The 22,092-nt window shown below is 34.1% G+C and carries 23 protein-coding genes; 15 read left to right on the top strand and 8 right to left on the bottom strand.

What is annotated here, in order from left to right; translation table 11 throughout:
* The first annotated feature begins 164 nt into the window (after nt 1-164).
* From BW936_RS16545 to BW936_RS16530, 4 genes are all read left to right on the top strand, one after another.
* Nucleotides 165-1,574 carry an MBL fold metallo-hydrolase gene (locus tag BW936_RS16545; protein WP_076550369.1) on the top strand — a complete coding sequence of 470 codons (1,410 nt, stop codon included), beginning with the start codon at nt 165-167 and terminating at the stop codon, nt 1,572-1,574.
* An 86-nt stretch (nt 1,575-1,660) separates the two neighbouring features.
* Nucleotides 1,661-2,008 carry a rhodanese-like domain-containing protein gene (locus BW936_RS16540; RefSeq protein WP_076550367.1) on the top strand — a complete coding sequence of 116 codons (348 nt, stop codon included), beginning with the start codon at nt 1,661-1,663 and terminating at the stop codon, nt 2,006-2,008.
* Nucleotides 2,009-2,112: 104 nt separating this feature from the next.
* Entirely contained in the window at nt 2,113-2,742 is a 630-nt protein-coding gene (locus BW936_RS16535; protein ID WP_076550364.1) for a Tll0287-like domain-containing protein, read from the top strand.
* 3 nt (nt 2,743-2,745) lie between these two features.
* Nucleotides 2,746-3,015, top strand: coding sequence for a heavy-metal-associated domain-containing protein (locus tag BW936_RS16530; protein ID WP_076550361.1), 270 nt, complete (start codon nt 2,746-2,748; stop codon nt 3,013-3,015).
* 35 nt (nt 3,016-3,050) lie between these two features.
* Here BW936_RS16530 and BW936_RS16525 read toward each other — a convergent pair whose 3' ends face one another.
* Nucleotides 3,051-3,926 (bottom strand): sterol desaturase family protein, encoded by an 876-nt coding sequence (locus BW936_RS16525; RefSeq protein ID WP_076550359.1) that lies wholly within the window; start codon nt 3,924-3,926, stop codon nt 3,051-3,053.
* Nucleotides 3,927-4,155: 229 nt separating this feature from the next.
* Here BW936_RS16525 and BW936_RS16520 point away from each other — a divergent pair, with 229 nt between their 5' ends.
* Nucleotides 4,156-4,362 (top strand): YgaP family membrane protein, encoded by a 207-nt coding sequence (locus tag BW936_RS16520; protein ID WP_076550571.1) that lies wholly within the window; start codon nt 4,156-4,158, stop codon nt 4,360-4,362.
* 127 nt (nt 4,363-4,489) lie between these two features.
* On the top strand, nt 4,490-5,800 hold the full coding sequence (locus tag BW936_RS16515) for an NAD(P)/FAD-dependent oxidoreductase (protein WP_076550357.1): 1,311 nt from the start codon (nt 4,490-4,492) through the stop codon (nt 5,798-5,800).
* Nucleotides 5,801-6,209: 409 nt separating this feature from the next.
* Here the strand turns inward: BW936_RS16515 and BW936_RS16510 are convergent, their stop codons facing one another.
* The 5 genes from BW936_RS16510 to BW936_RS16490 all read right to left on the bottom strand — a co-directional run bounded on the left by BW936_RS16510 (nt 6,210) and on the right by BW936_RS16490 (nt 10,320).
* Complete coding sequence (locus tag BW936_RS16510) at nt 6,210-7,868, bottom strand: bifunctional metallophosphatase/5'-nucleotidase (RefSeq protein ID WP_076550355.1); 1,659 nt, start codon at nt 7,866-7,868, stop codon at nt 6,210-6,212.
* Nucleotides 7,869-7,870: 2 nt separating this feature from the next.
* Nucleotides 7,871-8,293, bottom strand: a complete 423-nt coding sequence (locus tag BW936_RS16505; protein ID WP_076550352.1) for a sulfur reduction protein DsrE — start codon at nt 8,291-8,293, stop codon at nt 7,871-7,873.
* A gap of 11 nt (nt 8,294-8,304) precedes the next feature.
* Complete coding sequence (locus tag BW936_RS16500) at nt 8,305-8,697, bottom strand: DoxX family protein (RefSeq protein WP_076550349.1); 393 nt, start codon at nt 8,695-8,697, stop codon at nt 8,305-8,307.
* Nucleotides 8,698-8,819: 122 nt separating this feature from the next.
* Nucleotides 8,820-9,182 (bottom strand): hypothetical protein, encoded by a 363-nt coding sequence (locus BW936_RS16495; RefSeq protein ID WP_244156253.1) that lies wholly within the window; start codon nt 9,180-9,182, stop codon nt 8,820-8,822.
* A gap of 112 nt (nt 9,183-9,294) precedes the next feature.
* Entirely contained in the window at nt 9,295-10,320 is a 1,026-nt protein-coding gene (locus tag BW936_RS16490) for a c-type cytochrome (protein ID WP_076550347.1), read from the bottom strand.
* 189 nt (nt 10,321-10,509) lie between these two features.
* On the opposite strand from BW936_RS16490, the gene BW936_RS16485 reads away from it, so the two are divergent.
* Together BW936_RS16485 and BW936_RS16480 are read left to right on the top strand one after the other, a co-directional pair.
* Nucleotides 10,510-11,037 (top strand): DsrE family protein, encoded by a 528-nt coding sequence (locus BW936_RS16485; RefSeq protein ID WP_076550345.1) that lies wholly within the window; start codon nt 10,510-10,512, stop codon nt 11,035-11,037.
* Nucleotides 11,038-11,048: 11 nt separating this feature from the next.
* Complete coding sequence (locus BW936_RS16480) at nt 11,049-11,642, top strand: class I SAM-dependent methyltransferase (RefSeq protein WP_076550343.1); 594 nt, start codon at nt 11,049-11,051, stop codon at nt 11,640-11,642.
* Between the two features lie 38 nt (nt 11,643-11,680).
* On the opposite strand, the gene BW936_RS16475 is transcribed toward BW936_RS16480, so the two are convergent.
* Both BW936_RS16475 and BW936_RS16470 read right to left on the bottom strand, forming a co-directional pair.
* A complete protein-coding gene (locus BW936_RS16475; protein WP_076550340.1) occupies nt 11,681-13,978 on the bottom strand; it encodes a TonB-dependent receptor in 2,298 nt (765 codons plus the stop codon).
* 81 nt (nt 13,979-14,059) lie between these two features.
* Entirely contained in the window at nt 14,060-14,437 is a 378-nt protein-coding gene (locus BW936_RS16470) for a hypothetical protein (RefSeq protein ID WP_143744205.1), read from the bottom strand.
* 225 nt (nt 14,438-14,662) lie between these two features.
* Between BW936_RS16470 and BW936_RS16465 the strand changes: the two genes are divergently transcribed.
* The 7 genes from BW936_RS16465 to BW936_RS16435 all read left to right on the top strand — a co-directional run bounded on the left by BW936_RS16465 (nt 14,663) and on the right by BW936_RS16435 (nt 22,073).
* The gene (locus tag BW936_RS16465; protein WP_394333596.1) at nt 14,663-15,331 is read left to right on the top strand and encodes a peroxiredoxin; all 669 of its coding nucleotides are present in this window, start codon (nt 14,663-14,665) and stop codon (nt 15,329-15,331) included.
* 67 nt (nt 15,332-15,398) lie between these two features.
* Nucleotides 15,399-16,745, top strand: a complete 1,347-nt coding sequence (locus BW936_RS16460) for an MBL fold metallo-hydrolase (protein ID WP_076550331.1) — start codon at nt 15,399-15,401, stop codon at nt 16,743-16,745.
* The gene (locus BW936_RS16455; protein ID WP_076550328.1) at nt 16,742-17,221 is read left to right on the top strand and encodes a Dps family protein; all 480 of its coding nucleotides are present in this window, start codon (nt 16,742-16,744) and stop codon (nt 17,219-17,221) included. The genes BW936_RS16460 and BW936_RS16455 overlap by 4 nt, the downstream gene beginning before the upstream one ends.
* 270 nt (nt 17,222-17,491) lie before the next feature.
* Nucleotides 17,492-18,823 (top strand): cytochrome ubiquinol oxidase subunit I, encoded by a 1,332-nt coding sequence (locus tag BW936_RS16450; RefSeq protein ID WP_076550325.1) that lies wholly within the window; start codon nt 17,492-17,494, stop codon nt 18,821-18,823.
* 3 nt (nt 18,824-18,826) lie between these two features.
* Nucleotides 18,827-19,900, top strand: coding sequence for a cytochrome d ubiquinol oxidase subunit II (gene cydB / locus BW936_RS16445; RefSeq protein ID WP_076550322.1), 1,074 nt, complete (start codon nt 18,827-18,829; stop codon nt 19,898-19,900).
* A 15-nt stretch (nt 19,901-19,915) separates the two neighbouring features.
* On the top strand, nt 19,916-20,215 hold the full coding sequence (locus tag BW936_RS16440; protein WP_076550319.1) for a hypothetical protein: 300 nt from the start codon (nt 19,916-19,918) through the stop codon (nt 20,213-20,215).
* A 403-nt stretch (nt 20,216-20,618) separates the two neighbouring features.
* Nucleotides 20,619-22,073 carry an NAD(P)/FAD-dependent oxidoreductase gene (locus BW936_RS16435; RefSeq protein WP_076550316.1) on the top strand — a complete coding sequence of 485 codons (1,455 nt, stop codon included), beginning with the start codon at nt 20,619-20,621 and terminating at the stop codon, nt 22,071-22,073.
* Nucleotides 22,074-22,092: the final 19 nt, after the last annotated feature.

Here is a 22,092-nt window from a genome sequence, read left to right as displayed (position 1 = left end):
AACACGGGCAATCGAGTATATTAATTTCCATTACCGAGTAGTTCAGGTTCAATAAAGGCCTTGCGTTCAACAAGGCTTTTTATGTATAAAAAGGGAGTGTAACCAAAGTTACTGTGCAATAGCATATGTACATGTAATTTTGTACCAATATTAAACATTAAATTATGAAAGTAGAACAAATATATACTGGTTGTCTTGCACAAGGGGCTTATTACATTGAAAGTAATGGAGAAGTTGCCATAATTGACCCCCTACGCGAAGTACAGCCCTATATAAAGAAGGCTGCTGCAGATAATGCGAAGATCAAGTATATTTTTGAGACGCATTTTCATGCCGATTTTGTAAGCGGCCATGTAACCTTAGCCAAGGAAACGGGTGCCCAAATTATATACGGCCCTAAAGCTAATCCATCTTTTGATGCCATTATTGCTACTGATAACCAAGAGTTTAAAATAGGCAACGTTACTATTACAGCCTTGCACACTCCTGGTCATACTATGGAAAGTACTACATATCTTTTAAAAGATAGTAAAGGAAAAGACTATGCTATTTTCAGTGGAGACACTTTGTTCTTAGGTGATGTTGGCAGACCTGATCTTGCTCAAAAAATGGGCGTATTGACAGAGCGGGACCTTGCAGGATTCTTATTTGATAGTCTTCGTGAAAAAATTATGCCTTTGGCAGATGACGTCATCGTTTATCCTGCTCATGGTGCCGGTTCTGCTTGTGGAAAGAATATGATGAAAGAAACGGTAGATACTTTGGGCAACCAAAAGAAAATGAATTATGCCTTACGTGCAGATATGACGAAAGACGAATTTATTGACGAAGTAATTGACGGATTACTACCGCCACCACAATATTTCCCTTTAAATGTAAAACTAAATAAAGAGGGTTATGAAGATATTAAAGAGGTATTAGAACGTGGTACTAGGGCACTTTTGCCGAATGCTTTTGAAGCTGCCGCTAATGAAACCGGTGCTATAGTTCTAGATGTTCGTCATCAAGATGATTTTGCCAAAGGCCATATTCCTCGTTCCATTTTTATTGGATTGGATGGTAGTTTTGCTCCATGGGTAGGTGCTTTAATTGCAGATGTACAACAACCTTTACTTTTAGTAGCTCCCGTTGGTATGGAAGAAGAAACCGTAACTAGACTTTCTAGAGTAGGTTTTGACGGTACTTTAGGATACCTAAAAGGCGGATTCGATGCTTGGAAAAAAGCGGCCATGGAGTATGACACCGTCAGTCAGGTTGATGCAGACGGACTTAAAAAAGCAATTGAAACTGAAAATGCTCCTGTTTTTGATGTGAGAAAAGAATCTGAATTTTTATCTGAACATATTATAGATGCAACGAATACTCCGCTAGACTTCTTAAACGATCATCTAGCTGAATTTCCTAGTAATAAACTTTTCTACGTGCATTGCGCGGGCGGATACAGAAGCATGATTGCTTCTTCTATTTTAAAAAGTAGAGGAATACATAATCTAATAGATGTAAAAGGCGGATTTAAAGCAATTAAAGAAGCTGGTGTTTCCGTTTCTGAATTTGTTTGCCCTACTACCTTATAATTTTTTTATTGGTTGGTTACTGAAAGAAACGGTCAAATATCAAGACTGTTTCGATCTTTTATTAAATTTTAATTAAACTAAAAACTATGTCATTTTTAAGCGCACTCTTTGGTAAAAAAGCTCAAGAAGCTACAGGTACTATCACCGTACTGAACAAGAAGGAATATGCAACGCAAATTGTAACTAACAACATTGAACCTTTTGATGTTAGAACACCATCTGAATACAATAGCGGTCACATTAAAAAAGCAATAAACGTTGATATTTTCAATGCTGGAAATTTCAATAGTTATTTTGAAAAATTAGATAGAGAGAAACCAGTTTATGTCTACTGTAGATCTGGAGCAAGAAGCCAAAAGGCTGCTCACAAATTATTAAAAATGGGCTTTGCACAAGTATATGATTTAAAAGGGGGATATAATTCTTGGAATTAAACCAAGTACATACTTCGTATTTATTAATCAACTGATTATAAGTAGATTACAATAAAACAACATGGATCTTAAAAACCTTTTAATTAACTATTAATCTTATACTCATGAAAAAGATATTTTTATTACTAGCGGTTGTTTTGGTGCTAAGCTGTAAAGATTCGCCAAAAGTAAAAGATGGAAATAAAGTAGAGACCACAAATACTATAGAAACTAGCAAAATTGCTACTATTAATGATAGTGTTCTTCTCGAAAAAGGAAAATCATATGCCCAGAGTACCCAAAAAGTTTTAGGCAAAAACCTAATGGCCAGTTTACAAAAAAGCGGTGCTGTAGGTGCTGTAGAATTTTGTAATGAAAAGGCGTACCCACTTACAGATAGCATGGCTGTTGAGCACAATGCAAAAATTAGAAGGGTAAGTGACAAACCTAGAAATACCAACAACCAGGCAAACAAAGAAGAGCTTGAGTATATTGAATTTTTTAAATCAAAAATTAATAACAACGAGTCTTACCAACCTATATTAATGAATGAAAACGGAACTACTAAATTCTATACCCCTATTATTACCAATACCATGTGCTTAAATTGTCATGGAGTCCCAGAGACGAATATAGATCCAAAAGTTACCCTTCTATTGAATGACAAATACCCGTATGATCAGGCTACTGGTTATAAAGAGAATGAAGTTAGAGGTATATGGAGTATAACTTTTAACCAGGAACAAAATAAATAAGATATGACATCAATAATTCCTATTCAAAATTTAAAATGTGGTGGCTGTGCCAAAACAATTATATCAAAACTAGAAGAAATTTCCAATGTTACCAATGTATCGGTAAATGTTGAAACATCTTCGGTTTCTTTTAATGCTATAAACCAAGAAGATATTACTACAGTAAAAACCAAATTAAAATCTATTGGCTATCCTAGTATTGATGAAGATAATTCCGTTTTTTCAAAAGCGAAGTCTTTTGTAAGCTGCGCCACGGGTAAACTATCTGACTAAATTATAATGAAACTTTAAGAAGAAGTGATTAACCGTTACTTCTTCTTTGTTTTAAAACCATGCGATAACTGCCCTAAAAACCCTTGTGGTAAATCCTCATCTCCTGGATAACCTAATCTTACATCACCACTTTCTTCTGGTATGTAATTGGTTTTAAAAATATAATCCCACAAGCTTAAGCTAATACCAAAATTAACACCATAGGTACCTGGTGGTAAGTCATACGCGTGATGGTATAAATGCATTACAGGGTTGTTTAAAATATATTTTAATGGTCCCCAAGTAATCTTTATGTTAGAATGATTAAAATGTCCTATGGCAATTGCTGCAAAATGTACTATGTAAGCTTGTTCTGGCTCAAACCCGCCTAGTATCATTACACCAAAAGTTTTTAAAGGTTTATAAAGAATGTTCTCCATCCAGTGGTAACGTAAATGAGCTGCAAAACCCATTTCTTTTACACTATGATGCACTTGATGAAACTTCCATAGAAAAGCATATTTGTGCAATAACGTGTGGGTAAACCATTGTACAAAATCCAACACCACAAAAAATAACAATAGTTGACCCCACATTGGCCCGCTAGAGGTATCTATAATGGCTAAACTATCAGCCTTTACACCTATATCTTCAAAAAACACTTGCAACAATTTATATATGCCACTTATGGCTATGGCAAATAGAAAGAAGTTGAAAAACATATAGAAGCCATCTAACCAAAAATCTTTTCTAAAAACACCCTGCTGTTTTCTCCAGGGGAAAAAGATTTCAAGTGCCCAAACAATAAGTGATATTAAAATGAGTCCCCAGAAATAGTTAAGATACCAGGGTACATCGAAAATGATGGATTTCCATGTCCAACTTAATGTTCCCGTTATCGCTTTAAAAAATGCTTCTACATATGCTTCCATTCCTCTATTGCTTTTTGCAAAAATACTGTAATAATAATAATGGTCTCGTTGTAACCAAAGTTACTTTAGAAACCATGTTTCACCATTAATTTTAAGCTGACCAATGTCATATGCCACGTACTTAGATTATAGTACTTTGGTAAAGGCTAAGATTTATCAACTAGATCTTCTGTTTAATATGTCTACTAAAGATTGCCAACATTACAGAAACCTATTAAAAACAAGTGTTATGAAAAAAAATATGGGAACTACAGATAAATTCATAAGATATATTATTGCAGCGGTGCTTCTAATTGCATTTTTTACAGGTGCCGTAACCGGTGCTTTAGGTTATATTGTATTAGCCGTTGCCGGTATTTTTATATTGACTTCTTTCGTAAGTTTTTGCCCATTGTACACTTTAATAGGTGCAAATACTTGTAAAATAAAAAAGTAAGGTTACCGCTAGAATACTACTACTCAATCCGTAGGTATCTTGTTGATATTTTTATGTAACATTAGTTACGTATTATATATTTTATATCCGTTATATTTATAGTATTGATATAAACAATAATAACAAAATGAGTTCACATCATCAGGTATTGATTATTGGAGGTGGTACGGCAGGTATTATGGTGGCTGCGCAGCTAATCTCTCAAAAAAAAGCAAAAGATGTCGCAATTATTGAACCGGCAGATACACATTATTACCAACCGGCATGGACTTTAGTAGGTGCCGGTACGTATGATTTTGAAAAAACGGCTAGGCCTATGTCATCGGTTATGCCCAAAAATGCTACTTGGATAAAAGATAAAGCTACTGGTTTTGACCCCGATAATAATATTGTACACACTGCATCTAAAGGAGATATTACCTACGATTATTTAGTAGTTGCACCAGGTCTTGCATATGATTTTAGCTTAGTACCCGGCTTAGGTGAAGCTATAGATAAAGGAGTGGTTTGTAGTAATTATACAGACCCTAATCATACTTGGAACGTTATTAAAAACTTTAAAGGTGGTACCGCCTTGTTCACCCAACCCACAACACCTATTAAATGTGGTGGAGCTCCACAAAAAATAATGTATTTGGCAGAGAACCACTTTAGAAAAAGTGGGGTTAGAAAGAAAACCGATGTCATTTTTGCTACGGGTGGAACTGTCATTTTCGGAGTAAAGAAAATTGCCAAGACCTTAATGGAGGTTGTAGATAGAAAGGATATCAACCTAAGATTTCACCATAAATTGGTTGCGGTAGATGGTGATAAAAAAATTGCTTGGTATGAAATGGGGCAAGAAATTACTGCTGGTGGTTGTGTTGTAATTTCAAGCAATAAAATGGATGAATTAAAGTTAGATGAGAAATTTCAATACAATTATAAAGATGTGAAAGTAACGGTAGATGGTAATCGCTATGGTATTCATTATGATATGATGCATACCGCACCGCCTTCTGTTGCTCCTAAATTTGTAAAAGAATCTACCCTAGTAAATGCCGCCGGGTGGTTAGATGTAGATCATAAAACCATGCAGCATAATACATACGCTAATATTTTTAGTCTTGGTGATGTAGCTGCATTACCAACAGCAAAAACAGGAGCTGCCATACGTAAACAAGTGCCTATTGTAGTTGACAATCTAGATTTATTAATAAAAACCCATAAAATAGGAACCAAAGCATATAATGGCTACTCATCTTGTCCACTGGTTACCGATTACGGTAAAATGGTATTGGCAGAATTTGATTATGATAACAACTTTACGCCAGACCCTAAGTTGAAGAGAATGCTAATTAACGACTCTTCTAAAGAACATTGGAGGTTATGGATGCTTAAAAAATACGGACTCCCCTACTTGTACTGGAATAAAATGATGAAAGGATCAAATGTATAAATTAAGAGGAGCTATCTTAGGATAGCTCCTCTTTTTTAGGTGTCAATTTTTCATTTTCAGCCTCATTAAACTAATTGCCAATTATACCCCTATTGTTCAAAATTATGACTACTATGGATAAGCCGGCAAGGTAAAATTTAACAAAAACTGTTGTCAAAATCCAATTCTTACTTCAGAAAAATATTGTTTTCACCTTCTTTAATCCATTATTTATTTGATAACTATAGGTTTATAGTGCTGTAAATCAAAAATTTGAATCAATTCTTTCAAATACAAAGGACTTTCATTCAATTATTTTTCAAATATCTGTACACAGTTGCAATTTCTAGAAGAAATGAGTTTCTAGTCAACATAAAAAAACTTACACCTTCTATTGCTATCTATCATTTAAAACAATTAATATCCTATTCTAATGAAATTTATAATCGGTTTGTGGAACGGTTGAAAAAGAATACTCGCCAAGGTAGTCGCAATATGCTCTACCTTCCAAAGTTGGAGATACCGGTGAATTCTTCTTTAAATAGTCCTCTACTGCTTCGTGAATGGTATAGTCTTTAACTTCAACATCCTTAACATTTGCCATTCTACATAAATTATCTATTGGGTCACCTGGCCGTACACAAGCAGAAATAGTGTAATATTCATCATCTTGCATGGGTTCTCCTTTTACCGTTATAGTATTTATTCGTTTACCTTTTTCATTCTGACTATTAAAATTGACCTTCATACCAGAAAACCGAACAAGCCAACCGCCAAAACGTTCCGTTGGGTTTTGAGAAAAAGCATTATGCATTTCTTTTTCTAACCAATCTTTAATTTGTTTACCAGTCGCTTTTCCTGTTTTTATTGGTTCGTTAACTGGCAATAAATTCCATAAATTAGCTCTTGTGATAGGAGCTGGTTTTTCGTCTTGTGGTACAATTGGATTTCCAAATCTAAAGCCATTTGAAATAGAGATATCTGCTCCCGTTTTCCATCGGGCAGCATCAGTAATCATATTATCCATAGGATTTTCAACAGTTAAATATCTATAAATTGGTGTGTTTGTATAGCCAACAATGGTTTCTAGATTTTCTTTAAACGGCTCCTTTTTGGTATCTACAAGTGCTTGAATGGTTTTGTCTGCAGGATATATTTCTGGATCTACATCTATTAGGTTATACTTGTCCGCAACCAATTTACCGTCTACAAAATGAAGGGTTAGCTTTCCCACAAAAGAACCAAAAGCACCTGGTTCAGTTATTTTTGCGTATTTGCCTTCAATCATTTCGCGAACGCGTTCATGCGTATCATTACCTAAAACGTAGTCTACATTTTCTGCTATTGGGTTATTAGCCAATTCTAATTGTTTAAATATTCCAATATGCGTCACCAAAAAAAGGACATCAATATTTTCTTTGGCCTTAATGTCATCCACCATTTTTTTTAAATTACCATCAAGACCGCTAAAACCAATACCTTTGCTAAATATTGGGTTTTGTCTCACAGGAACATCTGGATCATTAATACCGATAAAACCTAAACGAATACCGTCTATTTCTTTAACGGCATAGGCAGGGAATAATGGTTGTTCATCGTCTTCATTAAACATGTTTTGTACAATGACATCGGTTTTATAACCTCGCATGATTTCCTTCATCACATCTTTGCCATAGACAACTTCCCAATTGCCCGGTATAATAACATCATATCCCATATTTTTAACAACATCTTGCATGACTTTACCTTCTGATAGTGCTGCATAACCACTACCTTGTATTAAATCTCCACCATCTACAATTATGGTTTTATTTGGGTTTGCTTTACGTTCTTGATCAAAAAGTGTTTTTATATTAGCAAGACCTCCCCGGTTTTTAAAGACAATTTTTTCATCTTCCCAAAATAATTCCGGGTGTATATCCATCTGCCCATGAATATCGGCAGTTTGTAAAACTGTAATGCTTAAAGTGTCATTTTTGGTCGTATTATTATCAAATAGATTCTTTTTTCCTGATTTACAGGCTACACTAAATAGTATAACACCTAAAAAGATACTAGCTTTTAAGATGCTGATTTTATAGTTTTTCATAATTATAGACTTACGCTTTTATATCCTTTATTCTGAAGTTGAAAATTATGCAGAATACCGTTTTCTACAATCCTGATTTCTCTTGGAATTTTTGTTCTATCCACTTTAAATTTATCAAGTGAAAATCCGCACGCAAGCAATTGTACTTTAAATTTTTGTGCTTGTTCAATAAAGTTGCCCATTTTTTCAGTATCTGTTATTTCGCCTATAAGTGGCCCACAAATAATTACCTGAAAATCGCCAAATTTATCACCCTCCTCGGCCTTGAGTGCTTGGGCCGTTAAGATTATGGGCTGTAACTGAGGTACTTTCTTGGTTAAGACCACATAATTATTCTTATTACGATCTAGGTCTTGAGCTTTTGTATTTGTTGTATTGAATAGCATTATCATTACTAACAATGAACTAAATATGTATGTTTTCATTTTAATTTATTTTAAAAGTTTTCGGTATCATTTTGTATAAAAAATAGGAGTCCCCCTATAATTGCTATATTTTTAAATAATGGTCCAAGTGTGCTTATTTGCCCTACTTGAATTGTTAGTGTTATGGGTATTAAAACCGCCAATAATACCATAGCGGCCCACTTTGTTTTGTATCCAATTAAGAATAAAAAACCTGCCGTAATCATAACCATGCCAGAGAGCACCACTAACCAGTGAGGATCGCCAAAAAAATAGGCAATACTCCCAAAGTTGGCCATCTCTATACGTTTTACCGTTTTATCTATTTTTAGTAAATGGCTAATTCCTGCTATCAGGAAAATACCACTTACTAAAACACGTAATAGCTGTATGGAACGGCGACTTATTAAAATTTTCGTCGTCATTAATAATATGTTTAAAAAACTTGATTTTGCGATGGTCCTGAAAGATAGCTCCTACCATGATTATTAGGTATTAGAAACAATGAATGGCCACCGACTTAAATTAATCTAAATGCAATAAAGACTTAAACCAAACGAGGTGGTGGAAAAGCTATATCCAAATAGCGATAATCTAGACGTGAAGAAAAATGTTCATTGATAACCCTAAACGGTTTTGTATTATTAGTACTCCAAGTAAACAACTCTAGACTAAACTGAGAGTTACAAAATTCATTTATTTCTAAAACTTTATCAGCCAATAAAACTCCTGCCGAAATATATGTTGAATCCTTGGTTGGTCTTAACGTGTTCTTCTTTTTACAATTCGGTTTTACCAAAGCTATTACGTTTTCACCCAATATAATGTTCAAAGCATTTGCTTCTATAGCAATAAGTTTTGCTAAAAAGATAAAGCTAAGTAATAACGCTATGTTTGTATTAGTTTTCAATGCAGTGACGAAATTAAGGTAAAGCACCATCACCGTGTGTAACATTTGTTACTTAAACGTGTTAAAGTTAATACAAATATTTTCTGATAAAGAATTGATGTTACCTGCAATACTATTTTGTCTTTAAAATACCATATTGCTTTTTGTACAAATCCATTATGGGTTTAAAAGGACCGTATTTGTGCTGTTCAGGAGAAAAATCATCAACCCAAGGTCCGTACGGTGTAGATACTGGTTTTAGCTTTTTATCTGGGTAATCATTCTCTGTATTTAATTTATGAGGTCTGGTAAAACTGTTGATATAGCCAGCTACATGATAGGCTTCCTCATCGGTCAGTTTAGGGTTTTCCCAGGTTGCTTGTAAATAGGGCATGTTACTTTTTATAAATTCAGCAGCTGTAATTACACGGTGCATACCAGCGCCATCATTAAAGCTATCTTTTCCCCATAATGGCGGATAGGTATAGCTGCTATTATCTACAGGGCTTAAAACCCCTGCTCCATCATTACCATGGCAACTAATACACTCCCTAGTATACACTTCCTTACCTTTAGCTAAGTCTACCTTTTCATCTGGAATCTTAATTTTTGGATAGCCTTTGAACTCCGCTTTCCTGCTCTCAGGTACTCCTTCACTCAACCAATTCATATAGGCAACAATAGCCACAAGTTTGTCTGAATCTGGCGGAAGCATTCTACCGTTCATACTACGTTCCATACAACCATTAATTCGGTCTTCAATAGTACCCACTTTATTGCCTCTTCCGCCAAATTGTGGAAAACGTTCTAAAATTCCTACCCATGAACCTGAACCTGCCTGTGCCCCTTTTTGTAAATGACAATTGGAACATGCCAAGTTGTTACCGCTATACCTGTCTTCAGCTTTTTCTGCCCCAGGACCCATAAACTTTGAAGTCTTAGCAATTAAGTAATATCCTTCTTTAACTTCTAAAGGCATATTTTCTATTTCAGAAATAGCATCTTTAGGTTGCCAAACCTTCTCCTCAACTACTTCTTCAGTTTCAGTTAAAATGTCTTTACTTTTATTGGGCTCATGTTTAAAAAGATATAAAAATATCAAGCCAACTAAAACGAAAACTATCATGAATAGTTTTAACACATTTCGTAAATCATCCATAGAACATCATCTTAAGCTAAAGTAAATAACCATTTTGTAATAATATCTTCATTTTTACTGTAACCTAGGTTACACTTGCATTAATTACCTAAACTTATTTTTATTAAATTAAAAAAAAACGGACATTAGTAACTCTTTAACGCAATAATTTTTAAATAGCCTGACTATTATTTTAAATATAACGAGCACATGAAAAAATTACTTCTACTTTTAATTATACTTATGACATTACAATTAACTTCTGCACAAGAATGGACGACCCCTGTAATAGATGGTTACGGAAAAATTAAAGATTTCAAAAATTTGGCTACAATGCCAGATTCTTCTAAAGAATACAATATCGTTTTTGACCTAAAAGATGATCGTGAAATGGAAGGTTCAAATATTGGTTATTTTAAAATAGCACGGCTAATAAATATGTTAGGTGCTAATGGTATAACCGCTGACAAAGTTAATATTGTTGCCGCTATTCATGGTGGTGCCACATTTACGGCATTAAACGACGAAAAATATAGGGCTAAATATGAAAAACCAAACCCTAATACAGAAGTAATTAAACTTCTAAAAGAATATGGTGTGGAGTTTTATGTTTGTGCCCAAGCTACAGCTGCCAGAGGTATTGGCGCTGAAGATTTAAACCAACATACAGAGCTGGGTCTTTCTGCAATGATGGTACTTGCCAATTACCAAATGGACGGATATATTTTTATGCCATAAATAATTACCACATGAAAGATTTTTGGAACCAGCGTTATGACGAAGAAAGTTATGCTTACGGAAACGCACCAAATGTATTCTTTAAACAACAATTAGATAAATTAAAAGTAGGTTCTATTTTACTGCCTGCTGAAGGCGAAGGTAGAAATGCCGTCTATGCACTATCTAAAGGTTGGGAAGTTTTAGCTTTCGACTTTAGTGAATCTGCAATGGTTAAAGCTAAAAAACTAGCAGCTACTTATAATTTGAACTTGAATTATCAAGTAATTGATGCTCTTAAATTTAATACTACTAAAAAGTTTGATGTAATCGCCTTCTGTTACGTACATTTTCCTGCAGCTATTAGAAAGAAAGCAAACCAACATCTATTAAAATCATTAAAACCGAACGGACATATCATTTTTGAGGCGTTCTCTAAAAATCAACTTGGAAAACCTTCTGGCGGACCAAAAAATATAGACATGCTCTATAATATTGATGATGTGAAAGATGAGTTTAATGGAATAAATTTTGAAATTTTAGAAGAAAAGGAAATAGTTTTGAATGAAGGACTTTACCATAATGGTGATGCTTCGGTAATTCGTTTTACCGGTACTAAAGCATAAAAAGGGACCATATTTGGTCCCTTTTTTATATTCATCTATTAAAATTCATATTGAACAAAAACCGATAGGTTTCTTCCAGGGTCATTAATGGGTTCTGTTCCAAAATCTGCCTGATTATTAAATGCGAAATTGAGGTGATTACTATATGTTTTATTAAAAACATTTAATGCCGCAACGCCTAAGGTTAGGTTTTTCATTGGTATTACACCCAAACGTAAATCCATTATTTCATAACCTGGTGTAACCTGTTCACCAAAAGAAAACGCAATATTATCTTGCTCTGTAGTCAGTCTATATTCTGCATTTACCCAAAACTTTTCTTTTTCATAGCCCAATTTAAATCTTGTAACTAAAGGTGGTACCAAAGGTAATGACTCATTTAAGTCATTATTCTTAGCATATACATAAGCAAGTTTCGTTGTAAAATTGAAATGATTACAAAAGTCTACACCTGCCATAATTTCAAAACCTGTCTTATATGCATCATCTAAATTTCTAAAAACCTTTGCATTAGATGGCTGGTTCATTGGCATGAATTTTCTTGTTTGCGTTTCGTCTATTATAGCCACTATATAATTTTCGTATAACGAGTAATAGAAAGAAGTACTATAACTGAACCTATCTGAAGTATTTTCTGAAATAGGCATCTTCCCTTTAAAACCTACCTCAAGCTGATTATTTACTTCAGCCTCTAAATTAGGATTACCAACATATTCATACGCGTCTTGACCTACGCTAAAATGATTGATAAAACGTTCAATCATATTTGCAGATCTAACACCACGACCATACGCCACTTCCATAATAAATTGTGGAGAATCCACATATTTTATTGAAGCTGTACCACTAAAATTATGCTCAGTTCTTTTATCTAGGTCAGTGTATAAAGCAGCAAAGTCAGCTTCTGGATCGTTAGCATCAGAAGTAACATTATCATAACGCACACCTGCTGTTAGCATGGTTTTTTCTGTTATGGGGTATTTACTTTCTGCAAAAAAACCAATATCATTTATATATGAATCTTGCCATACCTTATCTTCAAATGTTAAGGGTGTATCTAAAGTTCCCATAGCATTTCTTTTCACTAATCGTGTTCTATTGCCATCTCGTGCAATATGCAAAACATCAACACCCGTAAATAGCGCAAGATTGTCTGTCGGTTTTAATTTTAATTCTACTTTACCACCTGCCGTGGTAGCATCAATAGCAGAAATCGCAGATGTCATCATAAAAGTTGGTCTATTGTAATTAGTCATTACATGATCTACATAGCTATAATAAATTTTAGAATCTATACTTTCAATAAGACCTAGCAGACTACCTAATTTATAATCTAAAGAGAGAATACTACTGTTGTCCTCTTCAGTATCCATGGGTAAACCGGCATGCAAAACATCGCGCCCAAAAGACTGTCGCCAATGCGCTTGTAGTCTTTGATTTTCAGTAAAATTGACACCCGCTTTAATTCCGTAATCAAAGCTTCTAAAAGAAGACGGAATTTCTGTACCGTTACCATCTTTATAATTACCAAAATCTCGAAAACCTATATTACCTGCTATATCATATTGCTCAGTTGCCTGTTGTAACCTTGCCATGGAGACCATAGAATTACCGTTACTTTCATAACCCCCGCTTGCACTACCATGCAGCCCATAATCTTCTACAGTCGGTTTTTGAGTTACCATGTTAACGATACCACCAAAAGTAGCACCATATCTAACAGAGTATGGTCCTTTTATTATTTCAATTTTTTCAATTTCTTCTGGTATTACATGGGTAGTTATGGGATCCATACGATTGGGACAAGCATTCATAGCTTTTGTACCACCATCAAACTGCACATTTAACTGTTCATATTGCGTTGCTCTAAAACTAGGATCAATTGCATAATTACCTCTTTTAATCAACGAAAAACCATTAACATCATTAAAAAGATCGGCTACATTTCTAGGCTGAACTATTCTCTTGACATAATCATTGGTCTCTAAAGTAAGTACCGGATCAATTTTCATATTTCCTGTCACTAAAACTCCGTTAATAGCAATAGGCGCTTCTTGTAAGGTGATTACTATTGGGGAATTAATGTTAATTACCTGACATTCTACGGTCTTATAGCCAACATAAGATATGGTCAAGATTACATTCTCTTCTACATTTTTCAGAACAAAATCGCCATCAAAATTGGTATATGTTGCTAATCCGTTATTAGCTAGAATATGAGCACCATCAAGCGGTTGCTGGTCCATTTCAGAGATAATTTTTCCTGATAAATTTTGTGCGTAAAGTAAGGGTGTCGATAATAATACCGCTAGTACCCAAAGATATTTTAGGTTCATTGTTTAAATTTTTAATTAATTGAAATACTATCCAACTTCCTATTAAATAGGCGTTAGATACAATAGATTGAAGTAAAAACCTTAAACTTCTGGCGGATGTTTGATACGCTCAAAGAAATGAAAATCGTAAAGCACACGATACTTTACATTATGCAACACTTTTCTAGATAGTTGTACACACTCGTATGTAGTCAACGATCCAATAAAAAATACTGTTTCGTTTTTAAGCAAGTCTAAATTAATTGGTGTTTTTTCGTCATCAGCCTTCTGAGATAACATTTGAGATAAAGCACATTTACCATCACATTTTAATTCTGGTCGTTCTTTATTCTCGCAGAAACGCTCTACGAAATCATTTGTAAACACAGCATAATAGCTCATAACGCTGGCAGTCTTAAAACTACTTGCCAAAGAAATGAAAGTGAACATTATTGCTATCGTAAAGCTTGACAACTTCATGCTGCAAAATTAAATGACCATGTTGGTTTAAAATGTGACATTAGTCACATAACTAACATAATCTTAGTAACACTACATTTTATTTATCAAAGCTATTCTAAAAGGTTATACCTGCTTGTATTTGTAAAAAAATGTTAAAAAATAATGTGTGTAACCAAGGTTACATTACAAACGCTATTCATAACTTAATTTTATCATAAATTAAAAAAATTATAAATAATACTTATTATTAATAACGAAAATAATATACAGGAACAAGTGATTTCTATGCCTAGAATTGGTGACATGGCTCCAGATTTTGAAGCAGTTACTACTAAGGGAAAAATTAAAATGTCTGATTTTGCAAAAGACAAATGGATTGTCATGTTTTCGCATCCTGCTGATTTTACACCTGTATGTACCACAGAAATGAGCGGCTTTGCAACTCGTAAAAGTGAATTTGATGAACTTAATACTGAACTTTTAGGTTTAAGTATAGACAGTGTTCACGCACACTTAGGTTGGGTACAGAATGTAAGAGAAAATACGGGAGTGTATTTCGACTTCCCGATTATTGCTGATCTAGACATGAAGGTTTCAAAAGCTTACGGCATGTTACAACCTAACGAAAGTGAAACAGCTGCAGTAAGAGCTGTATTTTTTATCGATCCTAAGAAAAAAATAAGATTGGTAATGTATTACCCACTAAACGTAGGTAGAAATATGGATGAAATACTTCGTGCATTAGATGCTTTACAAACTTCTGACAAACATAAAGTTGCCATGCCCTTAGATTGGAAAAGAGGTTATAAGGTTATTGTATCCCCTCCAAAAACTTTAGATGAGCTTAACGCTAGATTGGAGGATGATACTTTAGAGAAAGTCGATTGGTACCTTGCCAAAAAATCTATATAATTATATAGAAATCGGTTTTGAACAGTTTTCAAAACCGATTCTTTTTTAATCGTTAAAAACTGTTCTTATGATAATTAAACAATTTGAAGATAAACCGTTGGCTCATTATTCATACGCAATTTTAAGTGGCAATGAAATGGCTTTAGTAGATCCATCTAGAGATCCAGAACCATATTATAAATTTGCCGAGGAAAACAATGCTAAAATTGTTGCCGTTTTCGAGACGCATCCTCATGCTGATTTCGTTAGTGGCCATTTACAAATACATAAAGAGACTGATGCTGTAATTTATGTGAGTGAGTTGGTAGGTGCTGATTATCCGCATAAAACATTTGATGATGGCGCTACTCTTAAAATGAATGATGTAACCTTTACGGCAATTAATACTCCTGGGCATTCACCAGACGGTATTACCATTGTTGCAAAAGGTAACGACGATAAACAAGCAATGTTTACCGGAGATACTTTATTTATTGGAGATGTTGGTAGACCAGACTTAAGGGAAAAAGCGGGGAACATGAAAGCTAAACGCGAGCAATTGGCAAAAGACATGTACCACACTATGCAAAACAAATTCAATCATCTTTCAGATGACACCTTAGTTTACCCTGCCCATGGTGCAGGTTCTTTATGTGGTAAGAATATGAGTAGCGATTCTTCTAGTACTTTGAGGAATGAACGCATGGGAAATTGGGCTTTTAAAACATTAACTGAAGAAGATTTTGTTGACCATATTTTAAAAGACCAGCCTTTTATTCCATCTTACTTTGGGCATGATGTAGCTATCAATAAAACAGGTGCTCCAAATAATATAGACGCTATTTCTCAAATTCCTTTACAAATAGGAGCTTTCAAAATTGAAAAGAATATTTTGGTCATAGATACCAGAGATAAGGCAGAATTCAAGAAAAATCATTTACCAAATTCCATTAATATCATGGCTAGAAATATTGATGATAAAATTGAAACTTGGCTAGGGTCTATTGTTGAACCTTCAGAACCGTTCTATATTGTCGTGGCAAGCATAAATGACAAGCAAGCATTACTTGAACGAATAGCCAAAATAGGTTATGAAAGTCAAGTAAAAGCTGTTTTAACATTACACAAGGTTTATGAAAAAGAAGATGAATTTGATTTTACCGATTTTGATAAAAACAAAGAAAATTATACCATTGTAGACATTAGGAACAAAAGTGAATTCAATGACGGTCATTTTTTTGATAGCGCAATTAATATACCTTTAAATGAATTACGTAATGCTATCGACAAAATTCCGACGAACAAACCAATTGTAATACATTGTGCTGGCGGCTATAGAAGTGCTGCAGGATCAAGCATTGTATCAAAACAAATTCATAATACCGAGGTATACGACCTAAGCGAAAAAATAAACAATTACAAAACCAAATTATGACAAATTCAAATTTATCAAATATCGGTCTAGATAAAAAAGAATCTAACGATATCGCAAATCATTTAAATGATTTACTATCTAATTATCAAATGTTCTATATGAATCTAAGAGGTTTTCATTGGAATATTAAAGGAAAGAAGTTTTTTGAACTTCACCTTAAATTCGAGGAGTTATATAATGATGCTTTGATCAAGGTCGATGAAATAGCGGAGCGTGTGCTAACACTAAGCAATACTCCTATTCACACTTTCACAAAGTATACTGATCATTCTGAAATTAAAGCCAGCGAAAATGTTGTAGATGGCGACAAGGCTGTAGACAATATTTTAGAGAGCCTAAGTATCTTATTGAAAAAGGAAAGAGCTACCCTTAAAATTGCTGCTGAGGCAGAAGATGAAGGTACCGTTTCTTTAATGAGCGATTATATTACACAACAGGAAAAATTAGTTTGGATGCTGTCTGCATATAAAGACTAAGTCAAACGCTGATATCTCTAAATCCCTAGAATTTGCTCATACATTTTCTAGGGATTTTTCTTTGCCCCAAATTTTGTAAATTGAGAATTCTGCCCATAAATACATAGTATTAAATAAGAATTTAAATACATTATTCTATAAGCTCTTCAATTTAGGTTTAAATACTTATTTAATTTTGATTTTTCTTCAAATATGTAACATTGGTTACCTTTAAAAATCAGGTGTTGTTTACTTTTGTTATCATACTAGATATTATAAAATATATAGACTATGGAAGACATGATTTTTTATGATAGATTGCAATTTGCCTTTACTATCACATTCCATTATATATTTCCTCAGTTAACCATGGGCCTATCTTTATTGATAGTCTATTTTAAATGGAAATACCTTAGAAATAAGATTGAAAAATATAATGATTCGGCTAAATTTTTCATGAAAATTTTTGCCATCAACTTTACCATGGGTGTCGTAACCGGCATACCCATGGAATTTCAATTTGGTACTAACTGGGCAAAATTCTCTGAACTTACAGGTGGTATTATCGGTCAGACCTTGGCTATGGAAGGTATGTTTTCTTTCTTTCTAGAGTCTTCCTTTTTAGCGCTCTTTATTTTTGGTGAAAAGTTAATGGGGCAAAAACTCCACCTATTAACAGGTTTTCTAGTATTCTTAGGGTCTTGGGCAAGTGGTTGGTTCATATTAGCGACCAATGCTTGGATGCAACACCCCGTTGGATATGAAATATTAGAAAACGGTAAATTCGTTTTAGAAAACTTCTCTGCACTATTTACCAACCCGTGGCTCTTACCTGCTTTTTTACATAATCAATTAGCATCCGTTGTTACTTCTTCTTTTGTTGTAGCTAGTATCGGTGCTTTTTATGTTCTAAGAAATAAGCAAGTTGAACATGGTAAACTGTTTTTGAAAACCGGAGTGATATTTGGTTTAGTGTCTAGTATTTTGGTTGCTTTTCCTACGGGAGATTGGAATGCCAAAAATGTGGCTAAATATCAACCTGCAGCTTTTGCCGCCATGGAGGGTATTTTTGAAACTGAAGAGGCCGGTGCCGAAATTGTGCTTATTGGACAACCTAATATGGTTGAAAAGAAACTAGATAATAAAATTGCTGTACCGAATATATTAAGCTTTTTGACTTATCAAGAATGGGATAGGCAAATAGTAGGAATGGATAAATTTAAAGAAGAAGAATTACCCGATAACATTCCTGCCTTGTACTATTCTTACCATATAATGGTTGGTTTAGGCACCGTTTTTATGGCTATAATGGCATTGGCTGCTTTTTTATTATGGCGTAATAAACTTTACACATCAAAAGCTATACTTTGGTCTATTATGTTTTTGGTTCCATTCCCATACATAGCTAATCTTACTGGCTGGTATACGGCAGAACTAGGTAGACAACCCTATTTGGTTTATGGCTTATTAAGAACAACCGAAGGGGTTTCTCCTACAGTTTCATCAGGTAACACCTTATTTACTTTACTTGGTTTTGTAGCCTTGTATATGTTATTAGGACTTTTGTTTTTAGTCTTAGTGGGTAAAACAATTAATCAAGGTCCTAAGCACCAAACACATTAAATTATGGAAACATTTTGGTTCATAGCAATTGCTATAGTTTTAACGGTATTTTTCATTTTAGATGGGTATGATTTTGGCACAGGAATCATTCATTTATTTTTTGCAAAAACGGAAAAGGACAAAGAAGTCATTGCAAAATCTGCGGGTTTGTTCTGGGATTCTAATGAGGTTTGGTTAGTTGCCGCTGGAGGTCTACTATTTATGGCTTTCCCTACTTTTTATGCTTCTGTATTTAGTGGCTTTTACCTACCATTAATAATTGTTTTATGGCTCATTATTTTTAGAGCTATAGGTTTGGAATTTAGAGGTCAATTTCATTTTCAAATGTGGAAAGATATTTGGGATAAATCTTTTGGAATTTCCAGTTTACTACTCGCCTTATTTTTTGGAATTGCTTTAGGTAATGTAGTTAGAGGTGTTAACCTAGGAGGAGTTGAAGATGGAGTGTCGGTATACGAAGGACATTATTTTTTCTTGCCTTTATGGAACAGTAGCTTTAGCCCTTTATCAGATCATCCAGGAATAATAGATTGGTTTACGATCATTATCGGTTTAATTTCTGTAGTCACCTTAGCTATTCATGGTGCAAATTGGATAATTCTTAAAACCAATTCTTCCATAAACGGTAAGCTTAAAAATATCATCTTTAAACTTAATATTGCGCTTGCAGCACTAACCATTTTTTCTTTAGTAGTGTGGCAAATAGTTAACCCTAATTCGTTAGATAATTTTAAGGAAAAACCCTATTTAATATTTTTTCCACTTATTTATCTTAACGGGCTCATTGGCTTATTCTTCATCAAAAAATTAAGGAAAGACATACATGGTTTTGCTCTCTCTACATTACTGATATTAGGCGGAATTACATCGTCATTAGCATCTTTGTTTCCTGTAATTTTACCTTCAGTAAATTCAGTGAACGAGCCTTTAACCATTTATAATACAGCGTCAGCTAATTATGGTTTATCTGTAGCTTTAACTTGGGGTTTTATTGGGTTCACTTTATTAATTATCTATTTCATTGTGCAAAAAAGGTTAATGGGAGGAAAAATAGACCATATGGATTATGGGCATTAGATTAAAGAAAAAATTATGACAGGTACATTAATTTCATTAATCAGTATTCTTATAGGGATTATTGCCGCAAATGCTACAGGCATTCTCATTCAGAAATACTCGTATGGTGTTATTGGCAATACAATTGTTGGGGTTTTTGGAAGTATCCTTTTCATTAAGACTTTTGGTAGGTTAGGTTTTAATCCGTGGTCAATAATGAACAATGGAGATTTTGATGGGTTCCGTCTAATAACCAATTTAGTAGTATCTGCTATAGGAGGAGCATCAGGTCTTGTTTTAGCTAAAATGGTTTATAATAAGTTAAATAAATCATAAACGAAAAATCCTAATTATCTTTCTTATTATTCATTTTATATATCAGCCAAACAAAACCTACTACAAAATGAAGCAGTATTATACCCGCAACTATATAGATTATGGTATTAGAACTATCCCTCATAATTTATACATTTAAATTTCTTGGGCAAAACTAAAAATTCATCCCAAAATAAAATATGATATTGATCAACTTACCTTGATTTATTTACTTTAAAGATGTCAATATTAATCCAACCCCAAAAAAAAACATAAAAGACACAATATCAAACAATTAAATAATTGTTTGTTTTAGCCCAATAGCACTACCACATTATATATTATTAAACTTTTTATGTAACAAAAGTTACTGTAAGACTTACTTTAAAAAGAGACCTTAGCTTGTAATTTAAAGCTTAAAGTCATGTCAAAAATAGTCATACTAGGTGCAGGAATCTCTGGCCATGTTGCAGCAGCTCATTTACGTCGAAAATTATCGAAAGAACATGAAGTATTAGTCGTTTCGCCAAATAGTAATTATCAATGGATTCCGTCTAATATTTGGGTTGGTATCGGTCGTATGAAGTCTGACCAAATTCTATTTCCCTTGCCTCCATTATACAAGAAAAAAAATATAAATTTTAAACAAGCGCTTGTGACTACATTTCACCCAGAAGGTGATGCAGAAACTGAAAGTGCGTTCGTAAAGATTAAATACGTTAATGGTCAACAAAAAGGAAATACCGAAAATGTCACCTATGACTACCTCATAAATGCTACTGGACCAAAACTAGCCTTTGATATGACTGAGGGTCTAAATCCTGGCACTAATAAAGCCTACTCTGTATGTACTTATAGTCATGCAGAACACGCATGGCATGCTTTAGATGATTTGATTCAGCAAATGAAACAGGGTAAGAAAGCTAAAATTTTAATTGGTACCGGACACGCAAAATCTACTTGCCAAGGCGCAGCTTTTGAATATATTTTAAATGTAGAGCAAGAACTTAGAAGACATAATGTACGTGACCAAGCTGAAGTTATTTGGATTGCCAATGAATATCAGTTAGGCGATTTTGGTATGGATGGTGTGCTACTTAGTTATGGAGACAACATCATGAAATCTAGCGAAATGGTTGAAATGATTTTTGAAGACCGTGGTATTAAATGGATTCTTGGCGCCGGAGTAAACAAAATTGAAGATGGCATAGCTCATTATGAAACACTAGATGGCGAGTATAAATCTGAAACATATGACTTTGCCATGTTAATACCTGCATTTTCTGGTCATGGTTTTAAAGCCTTTGATAAGAATAACGAAGATATTACCGAAAAACTTTTTAAAGGGTTTATGCTTGTTGACGCAGATTACACACCAAAACCCTATGAAGAATGGAGCGTACAAGATTGGCCGGAAACCTATCAAAATCCTTCATACAACAATATTTTTGCCCCTGGTATAGCTTTTGCGCCTCCACATGCTATATCAAAACCTCGAGTAAGCAAAAATGGTACTTCTATTTCTCCTGCCCCACCCCGTACGGGTATGCCTTCTGGTATTACCGCAAAATTGGTCGCAGATAATATTATCGATATTATTAACGGAAAAAAAGATTTACATCATAAAGGGTCTTTAGGCAACATGGGTGCTGCATGTATTGCTTCTGCAGGTTATGGCATGACAAAAGGTAGTGGCGTGAGTATTACCACCTACCCCATTGTACCTGATTACAACAAATACCCCAATACTCAAGGTCGTAAATTAGGTAAAACCTTTGGAGAAATAGGTTTAGCTGGTCACTGGTTAAAATTTGCGCTGCATTATGCTTTTATATACAAAGCAAAAATGAAGCCCTTCTGGTGGCTAATTCCGGAATAATTTCAAGTTCCACATCTTT

It is taken from the genome of Maribacter ulvicola (assembly GCF_900155985.1).
In the GTDB taxonomy this organism is placed as follows: domain Bacteria; phylum Bacteroidota; class Bacteroidia; order Flavobacteriales; family Flavobacteriaceae; genus Maribacter; species Maribacter ulvicola.
Note: the sequence above shows the minus strand (reverse complement) of the source record. Positions and strands in the feature narration are given on the sequence as shown.